General features: G+C 65.2%; 12 protein-coding genes. 1 reads left to right on the top strand and 11 read right to left on the bottom strand.

The features are described 5' to 3' along the window. Window positions 1–5 precede the first annotated feature (5 nt). From ACPVPU_RS14605 to ACPVPU_RS14555, 11 genes are all read right to left on the bottom strand, one after another. A complete protein-coding gene (locus tag ACPVPU_RS14605) occupies window positions 6–731 on the bottom strand; it encodes a SapC family protein (RefSeq protein ID WP_448658698.1) in 726 nt (241 codons plus the stop codon). Window positions 732–819: 88 nt separating this feature from the next. Further along, window positions 820–3,897 carry a TonB-dependent receptor gene (locus ACPVPU_RS14600; RefSeq protein ID WP_448658697.1) on the bottom strand — a complete coding sequence of 1,026 codons (3,078 nt, stop codon included), beginning with the start codon at window positions 3,895–3,897 and terminating at the stop codon, window positions 820–822. Window positions 3,898–4,199: 302 nt separating this feature from the next. Further along, entirely contained in the window at window positions 4,200–5,240 is a 1,041-nt protein-coding gene (gene queA, locus ACPVPU_RS14595; RefSeq protein ID WP_448658696.1) for a tRNA preQ1(34) S-adenosylmethionine ribosyltransferase-isomerase QueA, read from the bottom strand. A 13-nt stretch (window positions 5,241–5,253) separates the two neighbouring features. Then, complete coding sequence (locus ACPVPU_RS14590; protein WP_448658695.1) at window positions 5,254–5,946, bottom strand: peptidylprolyl isomerase; 693 nt, start codon at window positions 5,944–5,946, stop codon at window positions 5,254–5,256. A 64-nt stretch (window positions 5,947–6,010) separates the two neighbouring features. Next, on the bottom strand, window positions 6,011–6,526 hold the full coding sequence (gene coaD, locus ACPVPU_RS14585; RefSeq protein WP_448658694.1) for a pantetheine-phosphate adenylyltransferase: 516 nt from the start codon (window positions 6,524–6,526) through the stop codon (window positions 6,011–6,013). Continuing rightward, window positions 6,523–7,413 carry a polyprenyl synthetase family protein gene (locus ACPVPU_RS14580; protein ID WP_448658693.1) on the bottom strand — a complete coding sequence of 297 codons (891 nt, stop codon included), beginning with the start codon at window positions 7,411–7,413 and terminating at the stop codon, window positions 6,523–6,525. Before ACPVPU_RS14580 ends, coaD begins: the two co-directional genes overlap by 4 nt. Window positions 7,414–7,430: 17 nt before the next feature. Further along, the gene (locus ACPVPU_RS14575) at window positions 7,431–7,676 is read right to left on the bottom strand and encodes an exodeoxyribonuclease VII small subunit (protein WP_448658692.1); all 246 of its coding nucleotides are present in this window, start codon (window positions 7,674–7,676) and stop codon (window positions 7,431–7,433) included. 228 nt (window positions 7,677–7,904) lie between these two features. Further along, a complete protein-coding gene (locus tag ACPVPU_RS14570; RefSeq protein ID WP_448658691.1) occupies window positions 7,905–9,620 on the bottom strand; it encodes an AMP-binding protein in 1,716 nt (571 codons plus the stop codon). A 92-nt stretch (window positions 9,621–9,712) separates the two neighbouring features. Next, entirely contained in the window at window positions 9,713–9,901 is a 189-nt protein-coding gene (locus ACPVPU_RS14565; RefSeq protein WP_448658690.1) for a hypothetical protein, read from the bottom strand. A gap of 112 nt (window positions 9,902–10,013) precedes the next feature. Continuing rightward, window positions 10,014–11,687: a diguanylate cyclase domain-containing protein gene (locus tag ACPVPU_RS14560; RefSeq protein WP_448658689.1), complete on the bottom strand. Its 1,674-nt coding sequence runs from the start codon at window positions 11,685–11,687 to the stop codon at window positions 10,014–10,016. A gap of 82 nt (window positions 11,688–11,769) precedes the next feature. Further along, window positions 11,770–12,996 (bottom strand): hypothetical protein, encoded by a 1,227-nt coding sequence (locus ACPVPU_RS14555; RefSeq protein ID WP_448658688.1) that lies wholly within the window; start codon window positions 12,994–12,996, stop codon window positions 11,770–11,772. A gap of 279 nt (window positions 12,997–13,275) precedes the next feature. Here ACPVPU_RS14555 and ACPVPU_RS14550 point away from each other — a divergent pair, with 279 nt between their 5' ends. After that, on the top strand, window positions 13,276–13,593 hold the full coding sequence (locus ACPVPU_RS14550; RefSeq protein WP_448658687.1) for a UrcA family protein: 318 nt from the start codon (window positions 13,276–13,278) through the stop codon (window positions 13,591–13,593). Window positions 13,594–13,670 lie beyond the last annotated feature (77 nt).

The following is a 13,670-nucleotide window of genomic DNA, read 5'->3' as shown; positions in this document are numbered from 1 at the left end:
GGCGGCTATTCCGCCTGCTCCGCCAGCCGGGCGACCTTGCGATCGATCAGCGCGCTGATGTTGCCGAGCGATGCGATGAGGAAGAAGGCCGGGGCCAGGAAACCCCGGGCGTGAAGACCGGCCAGCTCGTCCCCCGACAGGTCGGCAAAGCGCCCCTGGCTGATGGTCAGATAATCCTCGACCGCATAGACTTCGCGGTCGTTGAGGGCGAGTTCGAGCGACACCGGCTCGATCAGGTCCAGTGCCTCCCACGCGGCATAGCATTCGTCGGCGATGGCGTGGCCGGTGTGCAGGGTGCCCAGTACGTCCAGCACGGCATCCAGCACCGGGGCGTTGCCCCCATGCGGCAGGAACAGCGGATGGCCCGCGCTGCCGTCGCTGACGATGCGGGGATGATCCAGATCGACGTTGATGACCGGATGGCGTTCGCCCTCGCGTTCGACAAAGCCGATCATGAACGGGCCGCGCGCGATGCTGGCCGGGATATAGCGGGCGACCCAGCGGTCGCCGTCGATGAACAGGTTTTCCTCGCGGTCCATGCCCAGCATCGCCACGGCCTGAAGCGGGCCTTCGGCCGTGCGGGACAGCAGGATCGCATAGTCCCGCTGTGCCGCCTCGAACTCGTTGGGCAGCAGGATCGCCTGGTTCACCGCATCGCCGAAGCGTGCACCATGGCCGGGCGCCAGGCGAAGGTCGGCATGGTCGATGTTGTTGAGCAGGACCGGGTTCATCAGGACAATGCTTTCACTGAAAGGGATAAAGGAAAAAGGCCGCTACGAATAGCGGCCTTTCCCCATTTTACCGTTGATGCCGCAAGGATCAGAAGCGGAAGCGGCCGCCCACCAGGATGCGGGGCTTCAGTTCCTGAGCGAACACCAGGTTCGTTTCGGTGCGGGCATATTGCCGCAGCGATTCGCTGGTCAGGTTGATCGCTTCCAGCGAGACGGCGAAGTTTTCGCTGATGTCATAGCTGATATTGGCATCGAGCGTGCCGAACGCCGCCGTGAACAGCGGGTTGCGGTTCGCGCCCTGGTTGGTCGCCGACAGGAACTTGTCGCGCCAGTTGTACGACACGCGGGCCGACAGGCCACCCTTGTCGTAGATGCCGGTCAGGTTGGCGCTGTCGCCAAGACCGGTCAGCGCGAACACGTTCTCGTTCGGGTTGGCATAGGGATCGACGTTCACGTCGCCGTTCACCTTGGTGTACGACGCAGCGAAGCCGAAGCCGCTGTCTCCGAAGAAGTGGGTCCAGGCCACTTCGAAGCCGTTGATGCGGCCCTCGCGGTTGTTGATCGGCTGCGACACGGCGAAGTTGAACAACGGATCGTTCGGATCGGCAACGATGTCGACCTGAGCCAGCAGCGTGTTGACGAACGCATCGTTCAGCGCGCCGTTGGCATAGTTGGCATTGAACGCCGCCGTGGCCGCAGCCTGGTTCCCGTTATTCTGCACCAGGAGGGCAGTGTAGGAAAACAGGTTGATGTCCGACACGTCGTAGTTGTTGGCGCGCAGGAAGGCGAGTGCGGTGCCCGAACGGCTGCCTGCCGCGCCCGAGGCGGGGTCACGCAGGCCGAACAGGTTGCGGTTGGTCACGCCCGTGCCGATGAAGTTGCGCACGCGCTTGTCGAAGAAGCCGACCGACACGAAGCTCGAGGGCTGGTAATACCATTCCAGCGAGACGTCGAAATTGTCGGACAGCAGCGGCAGCAGACCCGGGTTCTGCGAGCTGCCGGTCGGCACGCCGCCCGTTGCCGTCGGACGCGGCGGAGCGCCGGCCGTGGCAGTGGCGAACAGGTTGCCATAATCGGCACGCGCCAGCGTCCGGCTGAACGACACGCGGCCAACCAGATTGTCGACGATGTCGATGTTGAAGTCGAGCGACGGCAGCAGGTTTTCATAGCTGCCCGAGCCGACCACTTCCGAACCGGCGCCACCGGCGTCGACGAAGAAGTCGTTATCGGCCGCCCAGCGGATCGCCGACGGAATGGCCTGAATACCGACCGAACGGACGTCCGTCTGTTCGTAGCGCGCACCGATCACGGCCTGTGCCCGGCGACCGGCGATTTCGCCGTTCCAGGTCATCTGGCCGAACACCGCCCAGGTCTTTTCAGCAACCGAATCGTCCGACGGCGGGTTGGGGCCGACGGGCTTGCCACGCTGGGCATAGTAGGGGCTGAAGACGTTGTTCAGATCGACGGCGTTGCCGCGGAACGCGATCAGCGCCGATCCGGTGGAACCCGGATTGAACGAATCGAACTTGCAGGTCAGGCAGTAGGTGCTGACCAGATCGCCGGCCAGCTGGTTGACCAGACCGGTGTCGGTGATGCCCCAGTCACCCAGCGTCTGGGTGGTCTGCGACGTAGTGGAGCGCATGTTCGAATCGACATACTGACCGCCGAAATCGAAGCGGCTGCCATCGCCGAAATCCCATGCCAGGCGGGCAGTCGCACCGTTGATGCGCTGTTCCTGACGCGAGGTCACGGTGCGGCCGACCTGGGTACCCAGATCGCCGAGGTCGAGCACGCCGTTGCGGTTGCCGCCACGGTTGGTCGCGTCGTTGATGGTTTCGGCCTGCTGCGGGAACCCGTCGACATAGGTCAGCGAGTGGCTGGAGCGGACCGGCGCGCCGATGGCGACCAGCGTGGCCGACGTGCCGTTCGGGTTGTTCGGGTTCGAAACCGACTTCGAATGATAGCCGTCGACGAACAGCGACAGGTTGTCGGCGAATTCCCACTTCAGGTTGCCGCCGACCGAGTAGAGCTCGGTCTTGGTCGAGAAGCGCTGCTGCTCATAGCCCTTGTCGGCCTGGATCGCTTCCTGAAGGAAGATGGCCGACTGCATCTGCGGATCGTTGTCGAAGCGGATGCGGCCGAACGGACGCTGGAACCAGTTGGTCTGCTCGCTGCGGTCTTCCTCCAGCGTGTTGCGCGCATACAGTGCGTCGATGCTGAGGTCGATGGTGTCGCTCGGACGGAATTGCAGGACGCCCTGCGCGTTGATGCGCTCGCGGCGGTTTTCCGAGAACTGGTAGCGGCTGTCGTTTGGGATCTGAACGAACGACGTGGTCGGACGGTTTTCGACCACGGTGTTGGCATTCACATAGGTGCCCGAGTTCAGGAATTCGGCCAGCGGCACGATGTTCCAGTAGTTCGGGTTCGCCTGAACCGAGGTCGAGTTACGCAGCTGGTAGCTGCCGAACAGGGTCGCGCCGAAGGTGCTGTCCTCGTTGGTCCAGTTCAGCAGACCCGACAGTTCCGGGGTGACATGGCTGCGGTCGTTTTCGGCGTCGGACATCGACACGTCGTACAGCGCCTTGGCGCCGACCGAGCCGGTGAAGCCGGTGTCGCGCGAATCGAGCGGCTTGCGGGTCACGATGTTGATCGCGGCGCCGATGCCGCCCGACGGCACGCTGGCGCGGCCGGTCTTGTACACCTCAAGCGCGCTGACGCCTTCCGATGCCAGGTTCTGGAAGTCGAACGAACGGCCCGTGCCGCGCGCAAAGGCGTTGCCGGCGCTGGTATCGACGTTCGATGCCGGCAGCTGACGGCCGTTGATGGTGACCAGGTTGAAGCCGCCCGAGAAACCGCGGACCGCGACCTGCGAGCCTTCGCCGTTCACGCGGCTGATCGACACGCCGGTGATGCGCTGCAGCGATTCAGCCAGGTTGGTGTCGGGGAACTTGCCGATGTCTTCGGCGGAGATGGCGTCGACGACGCCGGCGGAGTTGCGCTTGATATCGATGGCGCGCTGGATCGAGCCGCGAACGCCGACGACGACGATATCCTCGTCGGCAGGATCCTGGCCCACTTCGGCGGCGTTGGGATCAACGTCCTGCGCAAAAGCGGCGGCCGGGACGGCCAGGCTTGCAGCCACGGCGATCACAGACGCCGAGCGCACCAAAGCTGTGGATAGCGTGAATTGCTTCATATTCCCCCTCCTAATGGTCGGGCACATATTTGCCCGCCGGGTATCGTGTTACACGCGAGTCCGTTGAATCGCGCTGTTAGCGGTATCACAGTGGCCATCACTGTCAATCCGCGCCCTAACGATTTGTCTTACGTTGTCAACTGAAGCATGAATGCAAAACTTGCAATGCTGTTCAAAAATCCGGCCAATTATGAAACCTGGTTACGCCGCATAGGTCGAGGGCGCAATAAAGTTCCAAACTGGCATATTTGTATGAGTTGATCGCTGCAGTTTCATCCCGCAGCGTTGCCCGGCAGCAACAGGCTGGCGTCGCCATAGCTGTAGAAGCGGTATTCCGACGCGATGGCATGGGCATAGGCAGCCTGCATCCGGTCCAGACCCATCAGCGCGGATACCAGCATGAACAGGGTGGAACGTGGCAGGTGGAAATTGGTCATCAGGCCGTCGATGCCGCGAAACCGGTAGCCGGGGGTGATGAAGATGGCGGTATCCCCCTCGAACGGGCGGATGACCCCGTCCTCGCCAGCGGCGCTTTCGATCAGGCGCAGGCTGGTGGTGCCGACCGCGATGATGCGCCCGCCGCTGGCGCGCACCCGGTTCAGTCGATCGGCGGTTTCGGCGTCGATCCGGCCCCATTCCGCGTGCATCCGGTGGTCCTCGGTGTCGTCCGCCTTGACCGGCAGAAAGGTGCCGGCCCCGACATGCAGGGTCAATGTCGCCGTTTCGATCCCGGCCGACGCGATCGCGGCCATCAGATCGGGGGTGAAATGCAGCGATGCGGTGGGCGCGGCAACCGCTCCGGCTTCTCGCGCGAACATCGTCTGATAGTCCGCCCGGTCGCGGTCGTTGATCGCCCGCTTCGACGCGATATAGGGGGGCAGGGGTACCGTGCCCGCGCGCTCCAGCAGCAGTTCGACCGGTTCTGCCCCCTCGAAGGTCAATGCCACGCTGCCATCGTCGCCGCGCTCGTCTGCAATGGCGCTGACGCCCGCGCCGAAATCGATGCGGTCGCCGTCGCGCAGGCGGCGGGCATTGCGGACAAAGGCGCGCCATCGGCGCGGCCCTTCGCGCTTGTGCAACGTCGCCCCGATCCGGGCATCGCCGCGCAACCCCTGAAGCTGGGCTGGAATGACGCGGGTGTCGTTGAACACCATCAGATCGCCGGGGCGAAGCATCCCGGGCAGATCGGCGACATGGCGGTCGAGCGTCGCCGCCCCGTCGAGCACGAGCATCCTCGCGGCGTCGCGGGGCTCCGCCGGACGCAGAGCGATCCGATCGTTCGGCAGGTCGAAGTCAAAGGCGTCCACCTTCATCGGCGGCGGACCGTCAATTGCCGGCGGGCGGGATCACCAGGTCGGCATCCTCGTTTGGAACCGCCTGTTGCGTGCTGTCCGGCTGATAGGGTGGGGGATTGTCTGCCGCGATCCAGGCGCGAAGGATGCGGGCGGGCTGGGCCGGCGGTTCGCCGCGCGGAATCGGATCGACATATTGCATGCCGTCGAGCACGCGGCCGAACACGGTATAGTCGCCGTCCAGCGACAGGCGCGGGGCGAGCATGATGAAGAACTGGCTGTTGGCGCCGTTTTCCGCCTTTTCCCGGATTTCGGCGGGTGCACCCTGCGGCGCGCCCGGCCGTGCCGCCGAAACGGCACCTCGGACGTGCGGCAGGTAATTGAACTCCTTGGTCAGGTCCGGCAGGTCCGACCCGCCCGTCCCGTCGGCCTTTGGATCGCCGCCCTGGGCCATGAAGCCGTCGATGACGCGGTGGAATACCGTGCCGTCATAGAATTTCTGGCGGGTCAGCGTCTTGATCCGTTCGACATGGCCCGGCGCAACATCAGGCCGCAGCCAGACGGTGACGCGACCGCCGGTGGACAGATCAAGGAGCCACAGATTTTCCTTGTCCGTGGTGGAGGGCGCAGGCGGCCGGTCGCTCGGCACCAGCAAGGTCTGCTGGGCCATAGCGGGCGCAGTCCACAGGGATGCCATGGCAAGAAACAGGATGGACAGGAAACGCATCGAAACCCCGATCATAGGATGAACGGCGGCGGCTTAGCCCAATTCGTCCGTCAGTCCAATGCCGTCACGCCGGACTGCCCTTGCGACCGATCCGATCGACGCGCGCGATGACCTCGGCCTCGACTGCGGGCGTGACGAAGCGGTGGATGGGGCCGCCGAACAGCGCGATTTCCTTGACCAGGCGGCTGGCAATGGGCTGCAACGCGACGTCCGCCATCAGGAAGACGGTATCGATGCGGTTGTTGATCTGCTGATTCATGCCCGCCATCTGATATTCATATTCGAAATCGGCGACGGCGCGCAGGCCGCGCACGATGATCCCCGCGCCCTCCCGCTCGGCAAAGTCCATCAGCAGCGAATCGAAGCTGACCACTTCGATCTCGCCCTCGATTGCCGCCACCTCGCGCCGGACCATCGCCATCCGCTCGTCGACGGTAAACATGGGGTTCTTGGACGGGTTGGTGGTGACGCCGATGACCAGCCGGTCGACCAGCTTCGCGCCCCGCCGGATGATGTCCATGTGACCCAGCGTGATCGGATCGAAGGTGCCGGGATAGACGCCGGTGCGGGGGGACGTCACCGGTCGCGTTCCAGGACGTAGCGGGCAATGGCGCGGAGCAGGTCGGCTTCCTCGCCATAGCCGTGGAGATGGGCGATCGCCTGATCGACGAGCAGCCGGGCCTGTTCGCGGGCGCGTTCGATGCCGAGCAGCGAGAGGAAGGTTTCCTTGCCCGCCTCGCCGTCCTTGCGCAGCTTCTTGCCCGCCGCTTCCTCGTCGCCCTCCACGTCGAGCAGGTCGTCGGCGATCTGGAACGCCAGGCCGATGTCGCGGGCATAGCCGCGCAGGCCGGTGCGCCCTTCCGGCGGCACGCGGCCCAGGATCGCGCCTGCCTCAACAGAGGCGGCGATCAAGGCGCCGGTCTTCATCGCCTGAAGCCGGGTGACAGTGGCGAGGTCGAAGGTCGTTTCCTCCGCCTTCAGGTCCATCATCTGACCGCCGCCCATGCCGGCCGGGCCGGCCGCGCGGGCAAGATCGGCGATCAGCTCGACGCGGACAAAGGGGTCGGCGTGGGTGTCCTCATGCGCCAGCACATCGAAGGCGAGATCGTGCAGGCAGTCGCCCGCCAGGATCGCCGTCGCCTCATCGAAAGCCTTGTGCACCGTCGGCTTGCCCCGGCGCATATCGTCATCGTCCATCGCGGGCAGATCGTCATGGATGAGCGAATAGACATGGATCGCCTCGATCGCCAGTGCGGCACGCGCCATGCAGCGCCGGTCGACCCCGAACAGCCGCGCGGTGGCGAACACCAGCAGCGGACGAAGCCTTTTGCCGCCGCCAATGCTGGCATGGCGCATCGCGCGATACAGGTCGGCGCGGGCATCGTCCGGCACGGGCAGCAGCGCGTCGAACTGGCGGTCGATTTCCTCGCCGACATCGGCGAGCGCTTCGACGAGCAGCGGTGACATTCCCCCCATCGCGGCCGTTATCCTGCGGCGAAGGGTTGGGTACCGGTCGCCTGGCCATCGGCCCCGGCGCGCACCGCCTCGATCCGCATCTGCGCGCGCTCCAGCCGTTCGGCGCACTGGCGACGCAGGGCATCGCCCTGTCGATACAGCTCGATCGCGCGGTCCAGCGGCACATCGCCGCTTTCCAGCTGGGTCACGATCGCTTCCAGTTGCTTCAGCGCATCCTCGAACGAGAGCTGCGCGACTTGAATATCCTCGGCCATGGGCGCAGCTATGCGGCAGGCCCCCGATCGTTGCAACCGGGCTGATGCTGGTCATCAATGGGATGCGGAGCGAGCATCAAGCAGAAACCCGTTCGTTCCGAGTGCCTTCGAGCCTGTCCAGAAGGCGTATCGAGGAACATTCCGGGAGCCTGTCTCGATACGGCGTCTCGACAAGCTCGACACCTACTCGACACGAACGATTTGGGTAAAACGCTTGAAGCTGAAAGTTTAGTCCCGGCTCCTATCGACCATCACCTCCGCGATCAGGTCCTTGCGGCTCAATTTGCCGATCATCGTCTTGGGCAGGGTCAGGCGGATGGTCACGCTCGCCACCCGCTCGTGCTTGCCCATCTGGGCGTTCAGCCAGTCGCGCAGGGTGTCGCCGTCCACCGGCTCCGCTTCGGGATGCAGCGTGACATAGGCGTGCGGTCGCTCGCCCAGATAGGCGTCGGGCAGGCCGATGACGAGCGTCTCTTTCACCGCCGGATGGTGATAGAGGATCGCCTCGATCTGGCTGGGAAACACCTTGAACCCCCCGACGGCGATCATGTCCTTCAGCCGGTCGACGATGCGGACGAAGCCGTCGGCATCGATGGTGCCGACATCGCCGGTGCGCAGCCAGTGACGGCCGGGCACATTGGTGTCGGGATCGTCGATGAACACCTCGGCATCGGCCTCGGGACGGTTCCAGTATCCGCACATGATCTGTGGCCCGCACACCACGATTTCGCCCGGCTCACCCTTCGGCGCGGGTTTCGACGGATCCTCCTTGTCCACCAGGCGGATGCGGGTGCCGATGATCGGCTGGCCGATGGTCCCGGTCTTGCCCTCCGCCTCATAGGGATTGGTCGACACGACGCCCGAGCTTTCGGACAGGCCATAGCCCTCCAGCACGCGGGCGCCGGTCTTGGCCTCGAACGCGGCCTTCAGTTCCGCCGCCAGCGGGGCGCCACCGGAGATGCAGATTTCAAGCGACGACAGGTCCGTTTGCGCCAGTTTCGGATGGTCGAGCAGCGCGCGGTACATGGTCGGCACGCCGGGCAGGGCGGTACAGCGCGCCCGCTGGATCGCCGCCAGCGCCTGGCCCGCGTCGAAGCGGGGCAGCATCACGATCTCGCCGCCGGTCACCACGGTGCGGTTGAGGACGCAGGTGTTGGCGAAGACGTGAAACATGGGCAGCACGCCCAGCACCCGGTCGGCGCGCTTGCCCAGTTTCGGGTCCAGCCAGGCGACCTGACGGGCATTCGCCGACAGGTTCTGATGGCTGAGCATCGCGCCCTTTGGCGTGCCGGTGGTGCCGCCGGTATATTGGATCAGCGCGATGTCGCATTCGGGATCGAGCGCGGGCGCATCGAAGCGGCCGTCATTGGCGATCAACGCGGAAAAGGCAGTGACGCGGGCGTCGTCCGGCTTTTCGGTCACCTCGTTCTGGCGGAACAGGCGATAAAGGATGGACTTGCCCGCAGGCAGCGCGCCAGCGACCGATCCGACGATCAGCCGTTCCAGAGAGCTGCGCTCCAGCACCTTCAGCGCAGTCGGCAACAACGCCGTGGCCGACAGGGTGAACAGCACGCGCGTGCCCGAATCCGCCACCTGCGCCGCCAGCTCGTCGGCGGTGTAGAGGGGGGAGAAATTGACGACCGTCGCGCCGAGTTTCAGGATGCCGTAATAGGCCGCGACATAATGGGGGACGTTGGGCAGGAACAGGCCGATCCGGTCGCCCTTGCCATAGCCCATGGCGGCAAGGCCGGCGGCGACGCGATTGGCTCCGTCCAGCGTTTCGGCATAGCTGTAATGGCGGCCCATGAAATCGATCAGCGGGGCAGCGCCCTTCGCCCGTGCCGTCTGATCGAACAGGGCCACCATGCTGGTCGGCGGCAGCGCCTGATCCCAGGGTCCGGGATGCCGATAATGCGCACGCCAAAGAGGATCAAAATCCGTCATTGACACAGGTGTAAGCACGGGTTTCAGCCCGCGCAAGCGTGGTTGCGCTAACCGAAACCGGCCAATTCAACGGCGTTCCGGATGACGCTGCGTCAAGCTGGCGCGACGACGCGCCGCGCGGTCCAGGTGATGAGCACATTGACGGCGAGCACGCCCAGATCGACCGCTGCCTGAATGCGATGCGGGGCGGAATCACCCGAATCATGGGTCATGATGCGGATATCGGCGCTAGGCTGACGGATGGCGACCATGACGAGCAGCGCAAGCGCGGCCCCGAGCATGATCCGACGTTTCCGCACCGCGCATTCTCCCCGTTTTGTGTCAGCTTGCTTTAACCTGAATATCGCTGAACGACAAGTGAACCGGGGGCGAAACGATATGGCCGTGCACGGCTCAGGCGGCAGCGGATGATCGGGCGTCGCGCACCCGGTCGCGGCCCGCCGCCTTGGCATCGAACAAGGCACGGTCTGTCGCGCGATACAGTTGTTTCCAGTCGCGTTCGTCCGACAGCGGGCCGACGGAACAGCCGATGCTGGCCGTAACCGTCAGGTCGAACGGCATCCGGGCCGTGCGCAGGCGGTCCAGGATGGTGTCGGGCCGGACCGCGCGGGCGGCATCCTGAACCAGCGCGAATTCCTCGCCCCCGATCCGTGCCGCCAGTGCGCCCTCGCTTGCCACCTCGCGCAGGACACGGGCAAAGATGCGCAGCACCTCGTCCCCGCCATCATGGCCCAGCGTGTCGTTGACCCGTTTGAAATGATCGATGTCGATGATCATCAGCTGCTGGTCGCCGGTCCGCCCGATGGCGCGCGACAGAAAGGAGCGGCGGTTGAGCAGCCCGGTCAGCGGATCGGTATCCGCCAGCAACTGTGCCGCCACTGCCCCGGCAAGCGCGGCATCGCGTTCCCGGCTGAGCAGATGGATGCGATAGGCGATGGCCAGCGACGACAACAGCGCCTCTGCGGACATGGCAATGATCGTGGAATTGTCGAGCCAGAAGTTCCAGGGGATCAGCCCCAGATTGGCGGCGGTGCGCGCCAGTCCGGACAGGACGGGCAGGCCCCACGCGATCGAGAACATCAGCCGGTAATCGCTGCGCCGGTGCCAGCAGGCCCAGGTGAGCACGCTTGCCTGGAGCATCAAGCCTGCGAAGATCAGCGAATAGAGCCGGTCCGCCAGCCCGATCGACAGCATCGACAGCGGGGCAAAGCCGATCCCCGCCGTCACCAGCGCCCCCATCACCACCGCCTGCAACCGGCCGACCCAGCCGGCGGTGATCCGCGGTTCGAAATAGCGGTTGGCAAAGGCCAGGGCCGCGGCAGCCGACGTCGCCAGAAAGAAATGATTGATCCGCAGCCGGTCGTTGTTCGCCAGATCCGGGATCACCCAGGCGAGCAGGCCGGACGACGACACCATATAGCCGATCAGCAACGCCACCATGATGCAGTATTGCGCCTGAAACCGGTGACGCAGCGCCGCCCACATCGCCAGATTGTAGATGATCAGGGCCAGGGCCAGCCCGACAAAGCCGGCATAGATCGCGGCCATGCGCAGATTGTGGTAATCGACCGACCGGTGGTCCAGGATATGCGCACCCAGCAGCACCCCGCGCAGATTGGCGCTGTCGTCCACCCGCCAAACCAGCCGCTGCAGCGGCGCTTTATGGTGCGGCAGTTCCCATTCGATCAGCGCGCCCAATTGGATATGCTGGCTGATCCCGCGATTGTTCAGCGACTGAGTCACCTGTCGCCCGTCGGCGTAGATGGCAGTGAGTGCGATGCGATCCTGCCAGACGCTGGCGATGCGGACCCGCATCGGATTGTCGATCGAAATCCGGTCGTTGAGCGGTTCGGATACCGCCCAGAAATCGCCCGGGCCAAGCCGTGTCTGATCGGTGCCGCACATCGCCCGCCGCTGAACTGGCGATGCCGGCGTATCGCCGGGCTGAACCGCGGAGATGCAGACCGTCAGCGTTCGGACCGCACCGATATCGGATGCCTGCGACGCCGCTGGCGTGCATACCAGCATCAGCATCGCGATCAGGCACAGGGTCAGGCGAAACGACATCGGCGCGGGGATAGCCGTCCGTTCGCAAAGATCGGGTAAACGCCCGCTTCACCAATCGGCGATCGATCCGCCTGCCGATGGGTCAGCAGATGCTTCCGCCAAGCAATCCACCAAGGCTGGGGCGGCACCGCTTCTTCTTGGGCTCGGGCGTCGCTTCGCTGGCGGGTGCCTCGGTCCGGTCTTCGGCGTCGCCGCCCATTACCGACATATCGGGCATCCCTGGCATCACCATCGTCGTCGACTTGAACCGCACCTTTGCCGTCCAGATCAGGTTCCAGGGCAGTTTCGGATCGGTGGGACGGGGCGGATAGGCAAAGTCGGCCTCTGGCCCGTAAGCGGTCATGAAGGTGACAATGGCGTCGCCCGCCGCCCGCTTGGCCTCTGCCGGGACGGTGCACTGGGTGACGGTGGGGGCCATCACCACCTTGTCGCCGATCAGCCGCCGGACCGTGGCGGGGGACAGCCAGTCGGACAGGCCGCCGCCGAATTGCTGGGCCGCCGCCGATGTCCACCACACGATGTCGCCGCTGCCGCTTTCCATCCCCTTGCCGCCGACGGCCCAGGCATAATAGCCGGTGGCGTCGGTGACCGGTTGCCAGTTCAGGTCGAGCGTTCCACTCGGGCCGTCGGCCGCGCTGACGGTCAAGGCGGGCATATAGTCGCGGGTCAGGTCGAACCGGATTTCCGGGCTGTAATTGCCGGCGATGCGGTGCGTGCCGATCAGCGATACCGGCGGCTTCGTGGCCCGACGGTCGAGCGCGTTGGGCCAATGGCCATAGGTGCGGCTGTTGGCGGATGAAGGGCCGCGTTCGGCGGGAACGCTGGTGGTGAACAGGCCCGGCGGGAACTGCCCGGCGGCGACCTTGGCGAAATCGATGACGACCGGCTGGCCCGGCCCCGCCTTTGCTCCGCAACCCCAATAGATCAGCAGGCGACCCTTTGGCCGCTTGAACTCGGTGGAGTCCGGGCTGCCGGTACCGCTGCGCGGGGTATCCAGCGGGACCGAGGCCCCGATCCGCGCGGCTGGCGGCATGAAATGATCCGCCTTCGGCCCGGCGGCGGGGGCTGCCGTGTTCGAGCCCAGATGCAGTTCGACGCGGTGCGCCGCCTTGGGCGGGCCACCCCCGGCCATCATTGCCATCATGTCCATGCCGCCGCCCATTGCGGCCATTCCGCCCATGGTTTCGGCATCGATCCAGTAACGGGCCACCGGCCCCGACGTCACCTGCGCCGCCGAGTCGCCCGCCAGCAACGCCATCGGCAACAGGCACGCGCCGCCCATGGCGGCATGAAAGCCATTTGATTTCATGCGATTATCCCCCCGAATAGTCGCCCCGGCACTGTCGCCAGCGCGCCCTTGCCTTACCCAGCGCCAGTATAGTCCAAATCAAGCCGTTCGCACATCGTGCCTCTTCGCAGCTGCAACGTGCCGATTTTGCAATAGAAGCCCCGGTCGGAATGAAATAATGCAACATCACCCGAACGTCGCAACCGGTAACGACCGGGCGGCGTTATGGGCGGACGTGATACGGCGATAGCCGACGCGCCGAAGAACATAAGAATACCGCAGAAGCAGGAGACGAGAACAATGACCCGCACCTTGATGCTCGCCGCGGCAGCCGCCGTGGCGACCGTTGCTGTTCCGGCGATGGCCGATCAGCGCGTTGTGTCCACCACCATCATGCTGGCCGACCTCGACCTCGGCATGGCCGCCGACCGGGCCGAACTGAACGACCGGGTGGGCACGGCCATCCGCCGTATGTGCCGTGGCTATGGCAAGCAGACCGAGGCCGAGCGGCTGACCAGCGAAGGCTGCATGGTCGAGGCGCAGGCCGACGCCAATGCCAAGCTGCGCTCGCTGGGCGCAGGCGTGGGCGAGGTGGAGGTGACGGCGCTGATGCGCTGATCCTCTGATCAACCCATGTTCGACAAAGCCCGGCGGGTCGACCGCCGGGCTTTTTCGTTTGACCGATCGTCGGGCGG

This window comes from Sphingomonas paludis, from assembly GCF_053502515.1.
This window is presented reverse-complemented; position numbering and strand designations above follow the sequence as displayed.

Bases quoted from the DNA above. Each gene is read 5' to 3' on its own strand.
- ACPVPU_RS14565 (WP_448658690.1), bottom strand. From the start codon at position 9,901: ATGCTCGGGGCCGCGCTTGCGCTGCTCGTCATGGTCGCCATCCGTCAG.
- queA (WP_448658696.1), bottom strand. From the start codon at position 5,240: ATGAAGGTGGACGCCTTTGACTTCGACCTGCCGAACGATCGGATCGCT.
- ACPVPU_RS14555 (WP_448658688.1), bottom strand. From the start codon at position 12,996: ATGAAATCAAATGGCTTTCATGCCGCCATGGGCGGCGCGTGCCTGTTG.
- ACPVPU_RS14605 (WP_448658698.1), bottom strand. From the start codon at position 731: ATGAACCCGGTCCTGCTCAACAACATCGACCATGCCGACCTTCGCCTG.
- ACPVPU_RS14575 (WP_448658692.1), bottom strand. From the start codon at position 7,676: ATGGCCGAGGATATTCAAGTCGCGCAGCTCTCGTTCGAGGATGCGCTG.
- ACPVPU_RS14560 (WP_448658689.1), bottom strand. From the start codon at position 11,687: ATGTCGTTTCGCCTGACCCTGTGCCTGATCGCGATGCTGATGCTGGTA.
- ACPVPU_RS14590 (WP_448658695.1), bottom strand. From the start codon at position 5,946: ATGCGTTTCCTGTCCATCCTGTTTCTTGCCATGGCATCCCTGTGGACT.
- ACPVPU_RS14550 (WP_448658687.1), top strand. From the start codon at position 13,276: ATGACCCGCACCTTGATGCTCGCCGCGGCAGCCGCCGTGGCGACCGTT.
- ACPVPU_RS14580 (WP_448658693.1), bottom strand. From the start codon at position 7,413: ATGTCACCGCTGCTCGTCGAAGCGCTCGCCGATGTCGGCGAGGAAATC.
- ACPVPU_RS14570 (WP_448658691.1), bottom strand. From the start codon at position 9,620: ATGACGGATTTTGATCCTCTTTGGCGTGCGCATTATCGGCATCCCGGA.